Here is a 14409-nt window from a genome sequence, read left to right on the forward strand (position 1 = left end):
ATGAAAAGCGACTTCTATAATACTAGCAGCATTGTTATACTACAGCGCAATAGCAGTGCAGCAGGCCTACCTTGCAATGCGGGCGGTGGATCGCCGTCCTTGCTTATAGCCTGTTCACGCATCACTGGCTCGATCTTTATAATGCCGCACTGCCACTACTATCGCTTTTGCGGTATGGCTTCTATGAAGCCAAAGAGCGATAGTAGTGGCGTGCGGCGTCGAGTTGATCGATCCAGTTCTGAGAATCCTACGAAGGAAACTCCTGCTGCACTGCTAACCTTTTGTATTGTCCGCTTTCTCCTATTTAAAACACTCATAGCCAGCAGCATCACTAATAAAGCACTTGTACAAAATCTCTATCACCTGCAAATAAAGAAAACACAGCACAAGGCACAAAGTGAGAAAAGCAGGTGCAAAACGCTACCACTTATTTTTAATTTGTTTTGGCTATTTTATTTAAAACTGCTTACACGAACTAACATACCAGGGAGAATAATTCATGTCTGATGGGAATAAGCTGACACGCCAACAACTGTATCAACGTATCCGCGAAACCAGTAAAGATGAATACATCCTCTCAGAAATGAAACGACTGGGCTTTTGGCCCGAGGATTCTGACAAGCCTTCTCTGGCAGAAGAATTTATTAATGAAAAGTCGGAAATTTCCAAAAAGTTACGTGAACTAGGACAGAAACAAGGGCTTTATAGTGACCCAGAAGCTGCGTTAAAAGAACTTCATAAGCAGAGAAAGAAACAAGCACTAGAACGTAGAGAACAAAAAAGACAGGAGCGTAATCAAGCACGTTACGATAGGGCGAGTCGTTGGTATACAACACAGCAAAAACTCATTACCTATGTGGGTGATCACTTTTCTAAAAGCTTGAATAACGTTGAAAGTCACGAAGACAAATTGAAACAGCAAGGGCTACCGGTATTACACAGTAGTAAAGATCTAGCCGGTGCAATGGGTATTACCTTAAATGAATTGCGCTTTTTAGCCTATCAAAAAGATGTTAGCGCAGTTAATCATTACCAACATTTTGAAATTCTTAAAAAAACCGGTGGCTCACGTTTGATCTCGGCACCTATGCCTCGTTTAAAGCGCGCTCAATATTGGGTTTTAGCAAACGTTCTGGAACCCTTATCTATTCATGATGCAGCACATGGGTTTGTACCAAAGCGATCAATCGTATCGAATGCCATACCTCACGTCGGTAAAGATATTGTTATTAATCTTGATCTTAAAGATTTTTTTCCGACCGTTACCTACCCGCGAATAAAAGGTGTATTCCATACGCTCGGCTACAGTGAGCATTTGGCGACAATATTAGGTTTGCTGTGTACTCAAAGCAATATACAAGAGGTGGAACTAGATGGACAAACGTGGTTTGTTGGCAACGGCGAACGTTATTTGCCTCAGGGCGCCCCTACTAGCCCAAACCTAACTAATATTTTATGTAGAAAACTAGATGCTAGACTAAACGGAATGGCTGAAAAACTAGGTTTTACCTATACCCGTTACGCGGACGATTTAACATTTTCTAGTGATAGCAAGGATGAGCAACAAGTTAAAAAACTATTGTGGCGATGCCGGAAAATAGTACAAGATGAAGGTTTTGTCATTCATCCCAAAAAAACTAGGATTATGCGTCGACACAAAAAACAGGAGGTTACAGGTATAACAGTCAACGACAAAATGGGCGTGGATAAAAAAACCTTAAAACGTTTCCGTGCGGTTCTATTTCAGATCGATAAAGATGGTCCAGATGGAAAAACTTGGGGCAATGGCGATATTTTTTGTGCTATAGATGGCTATGCCAACTATGTAGCTATGGTATCTCCAGATAAAGGAATAGCCCTACAACAACAAGTTGCACATATTAAAAGAAAATATGGTGTTAATGTTAAAAAAGGTAAAGTGCTTAGCTTGAATAAAAAGTTATTGCGTCTGAAAGCGGCAGCTGGAGAACATCCAAGGCAAGAGTGGTGGCAAGCCCTCCCGCCGGCAAAGCCAGAAAAAGAAAAAACAGCAGAGGAAATAAAACAAAGCAAAGTAACAGATCAACAAGAAAAGAGTAAAGATAGAGACAATAAAAACCATTGGACACAAGCTAACACAAATCTTTCTCAAGACGATAAAAAAGTATCTTCTACGGGTTACAATATGCTAAAAATATTTCTTTTTGTAACAGCACTTGCTATAGCTTATTCATTTTTAAAAAATTAGGATTTTTTGAGGGCCTATCAAAGGCCCCAAACCAAAAGTGTACTTGAAATATTTAAGCTTACACGCCTATATCTTCATTCCATAGTTTTGGGTTTTGCTCAATAAAGCTTTTCATCATTTCGATGCACGTTGCATCTTGCAATACTTCTACTTTCACACCCCGTGATCTAAGCAACTCTTCTTCTCCCATAAAATTTATATTTTCAGCAACCACTACATGAGGTATACCGTAGAGTAACATCGTACCTGAACACATAGCGCAAGGAGAAAGAGTTGTATAAAGAGTACTATTTTGATAAATGGAAGCACTCAAGCGACCAGCATTTTCCAGTGCATCCATCTCGCCATGCAAGATAGTACTACCCTGCTGTATTCTTTTATTGTGGCCACGGCCTATGATATTGCCCTCATGGACGAGCACCGAACCAATAGGTATGCCGCCTTCGCTTAAGCCTATCTGCGCTTCTTCAATAGCCGCAGCCAAAAAAGAATCCATTACTCACCTCCAAAAAATTGTTAAGAGTCTATTTATCAATATACATTGGATTATCGACAGACGAAAGTCATTCTCTATGGCTGAGTTTTCTTTACAGTAGTTATTGCCAACAAAAAAGAACAAAAAACCAACAAATAACTTTACAGCACTATCAAGTTCTTAACAAAGTCCAATATTTATCCCATAATTAAAGGCTTGTATTAACAGATTCTAGATCAAGAAATACCATGCCAAACGAAATCGAAAGAAAGTATCTTGTAGATCTTACCAGGGTAGGGACACTGGAAAATGGCGTCCTTATGAAACAAGGATATATTCCCACAGCGGATAATACAGCTGTACGCGTGCGTATTGCAGGAACCAAAGCATGGCTTACACTCAAAGGGGAAAATAAAGGCCTTACGCGTACAGAATTTGAATATGAGATACCACAACAGGATGCTAAAGAGATGCTATCTCAGCTATGCAAGGGGCCTAGTATAGAAAAGACTCGCTATCTCATCCGCCATCGTCACCATAACTGGGAACTAGATATTTTTCATGGCGACAATGAAGGTCTTGTTGTAGCAGAAATAGAACTTAACCACGAAAGTGAGCATTTCGAAGTTCCTACTTGGGTAACAACTGAAGTTAGCGGTGACAGCAAATACTACAACTCCAGTTTACTAACTTATCCTTTTAAGCAGTGGCACTCAAAATAAGCCTTATAGTATAAGCTCACCGACAGGGATGTTCTTACCTTCTTTATCTAGGCGTATAGTTGTTTTTTATGTTTTTCATTTTTTTTACCGTAATTCGTAAAAACATCAAGACTAACACTAACAGGGCCAAATAGCTCAATGCTATTATTAGAAAAAAGATCTAGACTAATATGATATTTTCCTTTTGTAGCATTACGAATCATATATTCTTCTGGGCCAAATCCATCCACATCGTCATAGGGCATTAATCCTCCAGTTTTGCTCAGTGGTTTTGAATATGATACTTCTTCCCCTGAAGGTTCTGTAATATGAAGATCAACATCTGCTGCCCTCGAATTCCATGAAACAACTATGCGAATATCTTTTGGCATAGAAAACAATAAATTAGGTTGTATATCCTCTAAATCAAAGATATTACTGTCGTTTTTATACAGTAGATGATTTAGCTCTTCCAATGCTGTCATCCTCAGTGGCTCACTTCCATCAGAATCTTCTCCCCAATGTTCAAATACGGCGGCTTTAAAATAAGCAAATGCTTGAGCAGCATCTTGGTTATTTCTTGTATGTTCTGAGTATCGCTGCCAAGCAATAGCTAAATCACGATAACTAGGGCCCTGATAAGGCCTTATGTTTTTAACCCTTTCTAACACCTCGATGCCTTCCGTGTAGAAATTAAACTCCAAAAGATTAAATGCCAGCATTCGTTGAAAAAACACATGCTCAGGATAAAGCTCTACAATATTACTTAATATCCTAAGAGCTAATTCATACTCTTTAATTTGGTAAAAAAAACGCGCACTATCAATATAGAATACAGCCGAATTACGATTAATTTTTTTTAATTCAAGGTATTTTTTATAGACCTTAGACGGTGCTAATGTATAGTGTTCTTTTGAATTTTTAGTATTTCACCTTCTATATTAGCTCCATCAGTTTCATACCCGTCTAGTCTAGAAGGCATAGATCTCTTAGAGGGCCTATAAAGCCCTGTTGAAAATGAGTAGTTATATTGCTTAGACGTATAAATATTATGCCACCAGTTAATTCTTCTATTCCAGTTTTTTAAAATGTTAGATAAAAAATGTTGCTCATCTTTTTCAACGTCCACAGATCTAAGAGATTCTTCTTCGATTAGAATCAAATACTTATTGTAATCTGGGTGATTACTAGGTGGCTTCACATTGAAATACATATAATCTTCAATATCTTCATAGACAATCATACTGGTATAGGGCGTTACAAAATTATTCTCAAGTCCTAGGGTAATGATTTGGTTTTTATTTTTACTAGGATTAGACAACAGCCTACTCAAAGTTAAAGAAAGAAATCGAATCTTTGAAATTTCAGAATTAATAATACTATTTTTTGAAAACTTATAGCTATCTTCGCCCAACTGTATGGAAACATCGTTTTGTTTATTATTTATTTCACTATTAACTCTAGCAACGTGTTCGACATAAAGCGAATTACCAATAACATAATTATGCTTTATATGTTCCATATATAGTGAAGGAGTTCCTATATTATCAACAGGCAAATAAGCACCTATGAGGTCAACAACATCATCAGCTGAAGATTTCCCAAGCTCAAAAACAAAACCACCAGTTTGGTCAGCAAGGTATTCCAAAAATGATATATTATGATGAACTTCAGGTGTAATGGGATAAATAGATGTTGTTCCACTTAAATCAACATCGTCAAGATCATAAGAACCTAAGGAATGAACACCATCTGAAAACAATAAATAAAATCCGTTTATTTCTTTTTCAACGGAAGATAGAACATGCTTAAAATTAGTGGCTCCATCATAACGAATATTGTTTGATAATTTACTAAGATCAGCCATTGTTAAATTGCGTAAATTAAACTTGCGAGAAGATAGTATTTTATTTGAGAAAGTTACAACATTTAGGTTTTTTACTCCTTTTTTATAATAATTTTTATACAATCTATTTAATATCCGATTATATACCTCATGGTTATCCTCCATTGAGGATGAAACATCCCATAGAATGGTAATTTCTTCAGGAACGTCAGTAGGCACGAGATCATTTTTATTGTACTTTTCTCTTTTGTAAAAGTAATAATTTCCATCATTGGCTTTTTGCAAAACTGCACGGCCAATATCCTCTTGTTTAAAGGAAAAACGAAAATCATTTAAAGGGGATTTTTGATAAGAATCTCTGCCTGGAAAATGTGCCTTCCACTTTTTATTATGAGTGAATAATTTATAAGGTTTCTTTCCTTTGTTTGGGAAATTTTTAAACTTCAGGGGCGCCCTGCGATTTCTCGAAATGGATATAGTTACTTGAGTATCATTAAGATATTTTGAAAAAGGATAGTCGTACTCATACTCTCCATGACTATTGGGTTTTAGCGTCTGGATGTATTCTAATCTTACGTAGCGAGACTCTTGTGGCATAACAGGATAGATTTCAGTAGTAAATACATTACCTTCTGAAACCTCTAGCAAACCTGGATCAATACGTTTTCTTTCTATTGTTTCAAAGGAATGACGAGCATCTTCTTTTAAAGTGGCAACACCTTCAACAAGTTCTCCTTTAATATCTAATGCGTAAGCTGTTACTTTTGCATCGCTGGGTATAGGCAATTCTAAATGCGCTTCTAACTCATTTTGAGATCCATTATAAACTTCATGCATCACTGAAGTATGAGCCTGATCGCCATCGATTCTAAGGTCTAAATGAATACTTTTGATATCAATTAAATGGCGTTCGAAGCCACTAACGACAGAAGGGAAATGTATATTTTTTTTACAAGAAAAGAGTAGATATTCATCACTATCATCAATTAAAAGCTCGAGTTTTCTTCGACCTATTCTTCTATAAAGGCCACTAAACTCTCTGGCATTTTGTAGGAAGGTAATAGTATTGCCTTTAATAGAATAGGATAATGATTCACTTTCATCATAAATGATAGATAATGCGCTGCCATCTTTGTTGAACTGAAACACGACATAGTCATCATCATTGTCGTCATGAGTTTCCCAACAACCGACGATATTTTGAGAAAAAAAAGGATTAGTTAAAGGCAAAGATGAGCAAGAAGAAAGTGTACAAATAACAATCAGAACAAAAATATTTCTTAAGAAAATTTCCATATCTACAGCAGCCTGAAGAGTTTTGTTTTTCTTCAAGCTTACCAGATTCAAAATTTTTTACTAGAAATTGACTAATCGGCAAAATTCGCAAGCTCTACCGTCTAAAATTGCGCCTAAATAACTAGCGGAAACAATCTTTTACATTACCAACTTGGCTTTTTGAGTTTTCTTCTTACGAATTGACTTCCAAAGATCAGTCAATATGTGTAAACGCTTAGCTTTTTTTAGAATATTTTGCTGACTTTTAGTTAACTTAAATGATGGTGATTGTTGAAGTACACGTATTACTTTGGCTTGGTCAGTTATTTGCAATATTGAGGATAAAATTTTACCCAAAAAATTAAACTTGTGACTATTATTAAAAGTCGCAGCATAGTCGATAATAAACAAACAACCATGTTTATCGACAATCATATTATTCAGGCGTAAATCATTATGTGTCATCCCTTGTTTATGGAAGTGCTCAACAAGTCTCTCCAACTGCTTCGCTATAGGAGGGTTGTCAGAGAAAAATGCCATATCAGGGTGAAAACCTTCAATGGTTTGCATAGCAAAACCATACTTACCGTAAAAGCCATATAATTTGGGAACTCCCTGGATACCTTGCAGCTTACGCAAGGCAGAAATTTCTCTTTTGATAAGTAGACGACAAATAGTCGCTCTTATAAAGAAATTAGCATGAGAGTAGTCTTTGACCACTGTATTCTTATCCCCGCATTGCATACGAAACACATTTGCTTTGAACGGTGAAAAAGAGTTCTGAAGAGATTTATGGCATCTACAATCGATATCAACAAAATCAACAGGTTTAAATGTACGAGTAAACATGGTATTACCGATATTCATTAGCGGTACACTTTACTTACCGCTTTAAAAAATAGAAATTACATGACATACAATGCCTGCGCTTTCTAGTAGAAAGGGTGTAAACTTTACTGAGAGTTTTTTCTTGCTAAACGTAGAAGATTACACAGTTAAAACAGCTATCAAACTAAAACTTTAGCATTGTAGTAGTGCTAAGATAATTAAATAGACAATAAGTTCCTTAAAAAACTATTTTTTATTAGGTTTAGGTTGGATCTATATAGTTTTTATCAAGAGATCTTCACATCATTTGTGAATGATTACCTTCAATCGGTTCGATAAAAAAAATTTATTATATTAACGGGAGAGGGTTATGAGAAAGATAAATAGAGGACAAAAAACAACATTGACAAGGTATTCATGATTGCAGTTAGAGTATGAAAGCAGGCTCCGGCTTTATTATTCACGTATTTTTCGCATGAACTATGTCATCAGCGATGATATATCCCCCCATTCCAAATAAAATAGTACCGGAAATTCGCTCTTGAATAACTTGCGCTTGCTCATGCTTAAGTAGCCAAGATGATACTTTGCTGGAAGCAACAGCCACTAAGATATCGCATGGTATAGCTGATAAAGTCACAATAACGCCCAACACTAACAATTGTTGTGATACAGGCCCTGACTCTGGCGCTACAAACTGAGGTAGAAGAGCAATAAAAAAAAGTGCTGTTTTAGGGTTAGTAACTTCAACAATAATACTTTCCCTAAAAATTGACATAAGAGACTTCACTCTCACTTCTTCTAATTTTGTAGCTGTCGAAGATGTTTTTGTTTGCCAGTACTTCACGCCTAAATAAACAAGATATAGAGCTCCCAAGAGTTTTACAGCACTATAAAGTATTGGTGAATGCTTAAAAATCGCTGATAAACCAAGAACAGTAGCAACAACATGCACCAGGCTGCCGACAGCCAAGCCCATGGCAGCCACGACTCCTCCTTTTGTACCTTGGGCAATAGCTCTAGCCATTACATATAAATTGGAAGGACCAGGCGAAAGATTCATAACTATGGCGGCAATAGTAAATGCAATCAATACTTCGTTTGAAGGCATAATAAAGTCTCTTTAGCGTTTTTGAGTTGACAGAATAACAGGTGCAAGCATCCCAGTTTAATATTTAAACACAATAGAGTTGCTTAACGCCAATAAAATGAACAATGCCAAAAGCCAAACAGATCAATGAACTCCACAACCAAAACTCAGGAGGGCGCCCCAGAGGATTGAGGATAAAAAACAATCCAGCCGCACCGCGAATGAAGTAAATTGCAGTAATAGTTATAAGGACATAACGGGTGAAAGGTAACGTGAGTCTCGAACCGGCCGCAAAGTAACCATATGCAGAAAAGATAACCAGCACTATCACTATGCCAGACGTAATAAGAGTCGGCACATAGCTACCTCTCTCAGCAAGGCTCACCATTTGTTCGCCTGCACCAAAAAAGCGATACCATGGTGCACCAAAATATATGCAACCAATATGGAGAGCTGCGGCAATTGCATTTCATATGCTAGCCAAAATTAAGAAAACATTCATGTAGAAGTACTGCCTAATAAACCTCGAATTATTGTATAAAATTTGTCAAAGTAAATATATTAATGTTTGTTCACATAACCTCTATTTGGCTTATAATCACCCCCACAAAAACGAACAAACAGCACTGCTAAAAGCTAGTTAAATTAGACATATTTCATATCAGCAGAAAACTCAAAAGGTTTTAAGTGCCCCATCGCCGATGGTCGAAATATTTTTATATTGTTTCACTACTAAATATTCATCACCAGAAGTGACAAAAACAAAATTTTAACGACTGATTTCTTTTAAGAAAATTATATTGGCGCGGAAGATATGAACAAAATATGTTTAGTCAGGCATATTCTCACTTATAGAGCTAATTCACTATAAATTGTCGTAAAGAAATGAGAGAAATTTTGATGTCTGTTTAAGCGCTTGCCGCCATTCATAACGGGGCTCATAGTTACAACACTATGAACAAGGTAAGCGGTGACAACAGATAGCAAAACAAATGCTTTTATTATGACAGTTTGTATTTAGTTAACTCTATTATCGCAAGATAAATTTTGCCTTTGCTAATTCTTTATATATCCCCCCAATTTTATTACAACTTATTTGCCCAAAGGGTCAATGTACGTTATGAAGTTATTTAAAAAGAATACATTTTTATCTATACCTGTGGTGGTTTCATACAGTCTAGGTTTTCCATCCAACCTGGCTCTCGCACAAGAAAATGAACGCTTTGATGAAGAAGTGATTTCAATTGGTACACGTTCAAGTGCTCGCTCGGCAACTGATTCACCTGCAGCGGTAGATGTTATTGGTGCAGCAGAATTTTCATCTCAAGGCGGGAATGATTTACAAGAACTCTTCCGTAATGTTGTCCCCTCGTACAATGTTAATCAACAGCCAATTAGTGATGGTGCCACGATTGTACGGCCGGCGAATTTACGAGGCTTATCTCCGGATCACACCTTAGTACTTTTAAACGGTAAGCGTCGACACCGCGCTTCAATAATCACTTGGCAGGGCAACGGTATATCGAACGGCTCTCAAGGTCCGGATATATCAGTGTTTCCATCTATTGCACTTAAAAATGTTGAAGTATTAAGAGATGGTGCTGCTGCGCAATATGGCTCCGATGCGATCGCTGGTGTTATTAACTTTAATATTAAGGATGATTCACAAGGTGGTAGTTTCGAAGTTAAGTTAGGCGAATACGCCGAAGGAGACGGGCAAAAAGGGACTATTGCGGGGAATATTGGTTTGCCCTTAGGAGCAAACGGTTTTATTAATTTAAGCGCTGAATACAGTTATGCCGATCCGACAGATCGAAGTACTCAGCGAACGGATGCAATAGCTGTTATCAATAACGGATTTCCCGCACGTGACCCCGCTCAAATATGGGGTCTACCAGAGATTGAGGATGATATTAAAGCACTGGCTAACTTTGCCATTGAATTAAGTCCAAGCGCAGAGTTATATGGTCATACAAACTACGCTTCTAAAACAGTAACAGGGGGATTTTTCTTTCGTAATCCACTGACTCGAAGTGGAGTTAATGGCTACACTAACGATAATGGTACCCCCAGTGACACTAGCGATGACTTTTCAGCCTTGCTAGTTGGAGACCTCACCGCTGATGGCAGCGGCAATTGTAATACAGATATCCGCGTTGTTGGTGGCATGCTAGATGCGCAGGGGCTGGCTGAATTAGCAGATGTACAGTCGGATCCAAACTGCTTTCATTTTACTGAGTTATTTCCTGGAGGCTTCACCCCGTTCTTTGGCGGCGATGCTGTAGACTATTCATTTTTAACGGGGCTTAGAGGTGAAACAGAAGGAGGTTTATCTTGGGATATAAGTGGTTATCTGGGACATCATGAAGTGGACTTTTTTATAGGCGATACAGTTAACGCGAGCCTTGGCCCAAATACACCAACTTCATTCGACCCCGGTAAATATGCGCAAACAGATATTAATGTTAATGCGGACTTCGGTTACGAATTATCCGATACAGTTTTTTTCGCTTGGGGTGCGGAGTGGCGAGAAGAAGAATTTGAAATAACCGCCGGCCAAGCGGAGTCTTTTGCTATTGGGCCTCTAGCGGATCAAGGATTTAGTACAGGTTCAAATGGCTTTGCAGGCTTCCCAACATTTTCGGCGGGTGAATTCACGCGAGAAAACATTGCTCTATACTTTGATACAGAAGTTCAACTAACAGATTCATGGCTCGGCACCGCAGCGGTACGTTGGGAGGACTTCGATGGCTTTGGCACTACAACAAATTATAAAATAGGTAGTAACTATCAATTTAATGATTCGGTGGGTATTCGTTCTACCTTCAGTACGGGATTTAAAGCCCCTACCCCAGGACAAATAAATGCATTTAACGTAACCACCGAGTTTCAAAACGGTGTCCTGGTAAGTAATGGAACCGTACCATCAACCAACCCCATTGCTTTATTAAGAGGCGGCCGAGAACTAGAACCTGAAGAGTCACAAAGTTTTACTGCCGGGCTATTTTTTAGTGTAGGTGTATTCGATATTACTTTGGACTATTTTAATATTAAAGTTGACGAGCGCTTAAACCTATCCACGGAATTTGAATTAACCGATGCAGAACAAATTAGCCTTGACGCGAGCATACCCGGCGCGGGAAGCGTCAATAATTTCCGTTTTTTCACCAACGATTTTGATACAGAGACAAGTGGTGTAGACCTTGTTGTATCTACATCATCAGAGTGGCTCGGCGGGACCACTGAATGGAATTTTGTACTCAATAATACCAATACAGATATTACCGACTTCAATACTGCCACTGTAGATGCTACCCGAGTGCGCGAAGTTGAGGAAGGAGTGCCAACCTTTAGGAGTAATATTAGTGCCACACACCTTTTGGAGAACTGGCGTATTCTCACCCGCCTTAGCCGCTATGGCTCATGGTATGACAGTGAAGATGATATAAAATATAGCGGTGAGTTCTTGGTCGATGCTGAGCTGGCTTACAATGTGACATCTAATTCAGAAATCATCATTGGCGCCAATAATATATTCGATCAAGAGCCAGAAAATAACCCTAATGCAACAAGCTCGGGCAATACTTTTAGCCAATACACACCATTTGATTTCAATGGGGCATTTTGGTATGCGCGTTATCGTTACAGCTTTTAGATAATGATCTTATTTTATTTATAAAGTATTAGAATTTTTTAAGGCGTACAAAGACTGTAATCGCAATGTAGATCCTATTTTTGAGGATCTACATTGTTGATGAAAACAATACCTAAAATTTGTAAGTTGCCGAAAATTGTAACCGCGTTAAATTACCATCAGCATCACTTTCTAGGGTACGTTCAGCAAATGTAACTTCTGCGCCTACTGTCATCTGTTTAACGGGAGAATAAAGTACATTCACTCTAGAGCTAAATGTTGTATCTGTTACGCCAGTACCTGTTAAAGCGGTATCGTTGTCAGCATCGAAAAATGAATACGTAAAAGTACTGCGCCATTGATCATTCCATAAATGCCGATAGGCAATACCAAAGCCATAAGAGTCAATAGCTTCTAATTCACCATTTGCGTTGAGCACTACACCATTAGCGGCATTTAAAGATATATAGCGCCCCAAGCCACTTCCGAAGCCAGCCATTAGTCTGAGGTCATCTCTTCCCAGCATTATTTTACCCGTTAGGTTAATACCAAAGCCCGTCTCGGTAGAGTCAATATTAGCGCCACCTTGTTTGTCGACATATGACAGCTGGCGTACTATTCCTGCTATCTTAAAGTGGCCGCCTTCCCCTTTAGCCGTGTAGCGCACGACCATATCTGGCAGAGAATTATCATCGGTTACAATTCGACCGCCGCCACCAAATGGTGTCACGGTTGTCTCAGGGTTTTCTAAGGCGAATTCAAAGCCATTATTACTATAACGAATCAATGGTTGGCGGTTAAACAGTAAACCATCTGTAGTACCGATAAAGTCCAATGTCTCGGGGAGTGCTTGGACATCTAGCATAGTTGTCCAGGCTTGTCCTATAGTCCAATTTTTATATTTAATAAAAGCATGGCGTACCCTCGGATTGTAAGAATTACTAATACGCTCGTTACCATCTGGAGTTACTAGAAAATCTAATTCCAATACTCCGATAAGTTTTTCACCATTATCTAAATCGGTATCTGATGTAAACCGAAAGCGCGTTTGCCTAGCATGAGTATCAAATTGAACACCTTCTGAGTTACCACCTACAGGAGTAAGGCTTGGAATATAAAAATCGCGTCCAAGGCTACCTGGAGCTAGCGTACCGTCACTATAATCACTCCATAGTGCATCGGCTTTAATATACCCGTTAAATTTTATGTTTGTTTTGTCAAGCGGATTTGCCAAAGATGTATTGGAACAAGCAAGAAATACGGAGAATGTTGCGAACAAGTGTTTTTTTATTTTCATTCTTATGACCCCATTCAAATTGAGCTGCCAGCTAATGTGCATTAACTTTATCATTTTGGATATTAGCGCATGGTCTATACGACTAAAGTATTACTTCTAGACGTTACAGAAACGATCATGCATTTGCCCTATATTTATTTTAAACGGCTAAACATTCATAAATCGCGAACAATGGCGCCAATTTACACATCGAATAAGTAGCCTCTATATTTTGCTTGTAGTATAGAAGCTCATACTCACATTTTCTAAATTAATGGCTAAGGCTTGTTAAACAAATATCTATAAGTAAAACGGCGACATTTCAGCATTGGCGGATGGAACTATTGTTGATACACTCATCGGACACTCCCCAAATAGAGGGACTAGGAATTATAATGATAAATTTATTAATAGCCGATGACCATCCTCTTTATCGCGATGCTTTGCGTGGGGCTCTCTCTTTGTCATTAGAGGATTTGGAGCTATATGAAGCAGAAGACTTTAATCAAACAGTCAAGCTACTGGAAAGCAAAGAAATCGATCTTCTATTATTAGACCTACATATGCCCGGCAGCGGCGACTTATATGGACTGATTCGTATACGTAAACTATTTCCAGATTTGCCTGTCGCCGTGGTATCCGGACTAGAAGACCCACATATTATCGCCAAAGTAATGAAGACCGGTGCACTCGGTTTTATACCAAAAACAGTACGCGCATCACAAATTGCAGGCGCTGTACAGTCAATGTTAGAGGGTGATATCTGGCTACAAAGTGATATTGGCGATCAGCTATCAGAAATGGATAACAATTTTTCTGACCTGGTAGATAAAGTTGCAAGCCTGACGCCAGCACAATATAAAGTTTTATGTTGCATGCGCGATGGTTTACTTAACAAACAAATCGGCTTTAAATTAGAAATTGCAGAGGCAACAGTAAAAGCACACGTAACTGCAATGTTTCGTAAGCTCGGCATCAATAATCGCTCACAGGCAGTCTTAATTGCATCACAACTGCAGCTGGAACCTCCGGCTATAGACTCTCAACCATAGACTTT

12 protein-coding genes are annotated in these 14409 nt (G+C 38.4%); 5 read left to right on the forward strand and 7 right to left on the reverse strand.

The features are described 5' to 3' along the window. Positions 1 to 507: a hypothetical protein gene (locus BVC89_RS23255; protein ID WP_086933503.1), complete on the forward strand. Its 507-nt coding sequence runs from the start codon at positions 1 to 3 to the stop codon at positions 505 to 507. Further along, the gene (locus tag BVC89_RS23260) at positions 500 to 2227 is read left to right on the forward strand and encodes a reverse transcriptase family protein (RefSeq protein WP_086933504.1); all 1728 of its coding nucleotides are present in this window, start codon (positions 500 to 502) and stop codon (positions 2225 to 2227) included. The genes BVC89_RS23255 and BVC89_RS23260 overlap by 8 nt, the downstream gene beginning before the upstream one ends. Positions 2228 to 2285: 58 nt before the next feature. On the opposite strand, the gene BVC89_RS23265 is transcribed toward BVC89_RS23260, so the two are convergent. Next, complete coding sequence (locus BVC89_RS23265; protein ID WP_086933505.1) at positions 2286 to 2723, reverse strand: nucleoside deaminase; 438 nt, start codon at positions 2721 to 2723, stop codon at positions 2286 to 2288. Between the two features lie 227 nt (positions 2724 to 2950). Here BVC89_RS23265 and BVC89_RS23270 point away from each other — a divergent pair, with 227 nt between their 5' ends. Beyond that, positions 2951 to 3424: a CYTH domain-containing protein gene (locus BVC89_RS23270; RefSeq protein WP_086933506.1), complete on the forward strand. Its 474-nt coding sequence runs from the start codon at positions 2951 to 2953 to the stop codon at positions 3422 to 3424. Between the two features lie 47 nt (positions 3425 to 3471). Here the strand turns inward: BVC89_RS23270 and BVC89_RS23275 are convergent, their stop codons facing one another. The 5 genes from BVC89_RS23275 to BVC89_RS23295 form a co-directional block, all read right to left on the reverse strand. Next, positions 3472 to 4140 carry a YfaP family protein gene (locus BVC89_RS23275; RefSeq protein WP_158658090.1) on the reverse strand — a complete coding sequence of 223 codons (669 nt, stop codon included), beginning with the start codon at positions 4138 to 4140 and terminating at the stop codon, positions 3472 to 3474. Between the two features lie 158 nt (positions 4141 to 4298). Continuing rightward, positions 4299 to 6596, reverse strand: a complete 2298-nt coding sequence (locus tag BVC89_RS23280; RefSeq protein WP_158658091.1) for a VIT domain-containing protein — start codon at positions 6594 to 6596, stop codon at positions 4299 to 4301. A gap of 87 nt (positions 6597 to 6683) precedes the next feature. After that, positions 6684 to 7391: a BUD32 family EKC/KEOPS complex subunit gene (locus tag BVC89_RS23285; protein WP_086933509.1), complete on the reverse strand. Its 708-nt coding sequence runs from the start codon at positions 7389 to 7391 to the stop codon at positions 6684 to 6686. Between the two features lie 421 nt (positions 7392 to 7812). Then, positions 7813 to 8463: a LysE family translocator gene (locus BVC89_RS23290; RefSeq protein ID WP_086933510.1), complete on the reverse strand. Its 651-nt coding sequence runs from the start codon at positions 8461 to 8463 to the stop codon at positions 7813 to 7815. A 64-nt stretch (positions 8464 to 8527) separates the two neighbouring features. Continuing rightward, positions 8528 to 8830 carry a hypothetical protein gene (locus BVC89_RS23295; protein ID WP_216825030.1) on the reverse strand — a complete coding sequence of 101 codons (303 nt, stop codon included), beginning with the start codon at positions 8828 to 8830 and terminating at the stop codon, positions 8528 to 8530. Positions 8831 to 9562: 732 nt separating this feature from the next. Here BVC89_RS23295 and BVC89_RS23300 point away from each other — a divergent pair. Beyond that, positions 9563 to 12097: a TonB-dependent receptor plug domain-containing protein gene (locus BVC89_RS23300; protein WP_086933511.1), complete on the forward strand. Its 2535-nt coding sequence runs from the start codon at positions 9563 to 9565 to the stop codon at positions 12095 to 12097. Between the two features lie 112 nt (positions 12098 to 12209). Here the strand turns inward: BVC89_RS23300 and BVC89_RS23305 are convergent, their stop codons facing one another. Then, positions 12210 to 13373, reverse strand: a complete 1164-nt coding sequence (locus BVC89_RS23305) for a DcaP family trimeric outer membrane transporter (RefSeq protein ID WP_086933512.1) — start codon at positions 13371 to 13373, stop codon at positions 12210 to 12212. 374 nt (positions 13374 to 13747) lie between these two features. Between BVC89_RS23305 and BVC89_RS23310 the strand changes: the two genes are divergently transcribed. Continuing rightward, the gene (locus BVC89_RS23310; protein WP_086933513.1) at positions 13748 to 14404 is read left to right on the forward strand and encodes a response regulator transcription factor; all 657 of its coding nucleotides are present in this window, start codon (positions 13748 to 13750) and stop codon (positions 14402 to 14404) included. Positions 14405 to 14409: the final 5 nt, after the last annotated feature.

Origin of the sequence: Agarilytica rhodophyticola, from assembly GCF_002157225.2 — a bacterium.
Taxonomy (GTDB): Bacteria; Pseudomonadota; Gammaproteobacteria; order Pseudomonadales; family Cellvibrionaceae; genus Agarilytica; species Agarilytica rhodophyticola.

Bases quoted from the DNA above. Each gene is read 5' to 3' on its own strand.
- BVC89_RS23295 (WP_216825030.1), bottom strand. From the start codon at position 8,830: ATGGTGAGCCTTGCTGAGAGAGGTAGCTATGTGCCGACTCTTATTACG.
- BVC89_RS23305 (WP_086933512.1), bottom strand. From the start codon at position 13,373: ATGAAAATAAAAAAACACTTGTTCGCAACATTCTCCGTATTTCTTGCT.
- BVC89_RS23270 (WP_086933506.1), top strand. From the start codon at position 2,951: ATGCCAAACGAAATCGAAAGAAAGTATCTTGTAGATCTTACCAGGGTA.
- BVC89_RS23265 (WP_086933505.1), bottom strand. From the start codon at position 2,723: ATGGATTCTTTTTTGGCTGCGGCTATTGAAGAAGCGCAGATAGGCTTA.
- BVC89_RS23310 (WP_086933513.1), top strand. From the start codon at position 13,748: ATGATAAATTTATTAATAGCCGATGACCATCCTCTTTATCGCGATGCT.
- BVC89_RS23285 (WP_086933509.1), bottom strand. From the start codon at position 7,391: ATGAATATCGGTAATACCATGTTTACTCGTACATTTAAACCTGTTGAT.
- BVC89_RS23300 (WP_086933511.1), top strand. From the start codon at position 9,563: ATGAAGTTATTTAAAAAGAATACATTTTTATCTATACCTGTGGTGGTT.
- BVC89_RS23255 (WP_086933503.1), top strand. From the start codon at position 1: ATGAAAAGCGACTTCTATAATACTAGCAGCATTGTTATACTACAGCGC.
- BVC89_RS23290 (WP_086933510.1), bottom strand. From the start codon at position 8,463: ATGCCTTCAAACGAAGTATTGATTGCATTTACTATTGCCGCCATAGTT.
- BVC89_RS23260 (WP_086933504.1), top strand. From the start codon at position 500: ATGTCTGATGGGAATAAGCTGACACGCCAACAACTGTATCAACGTATC.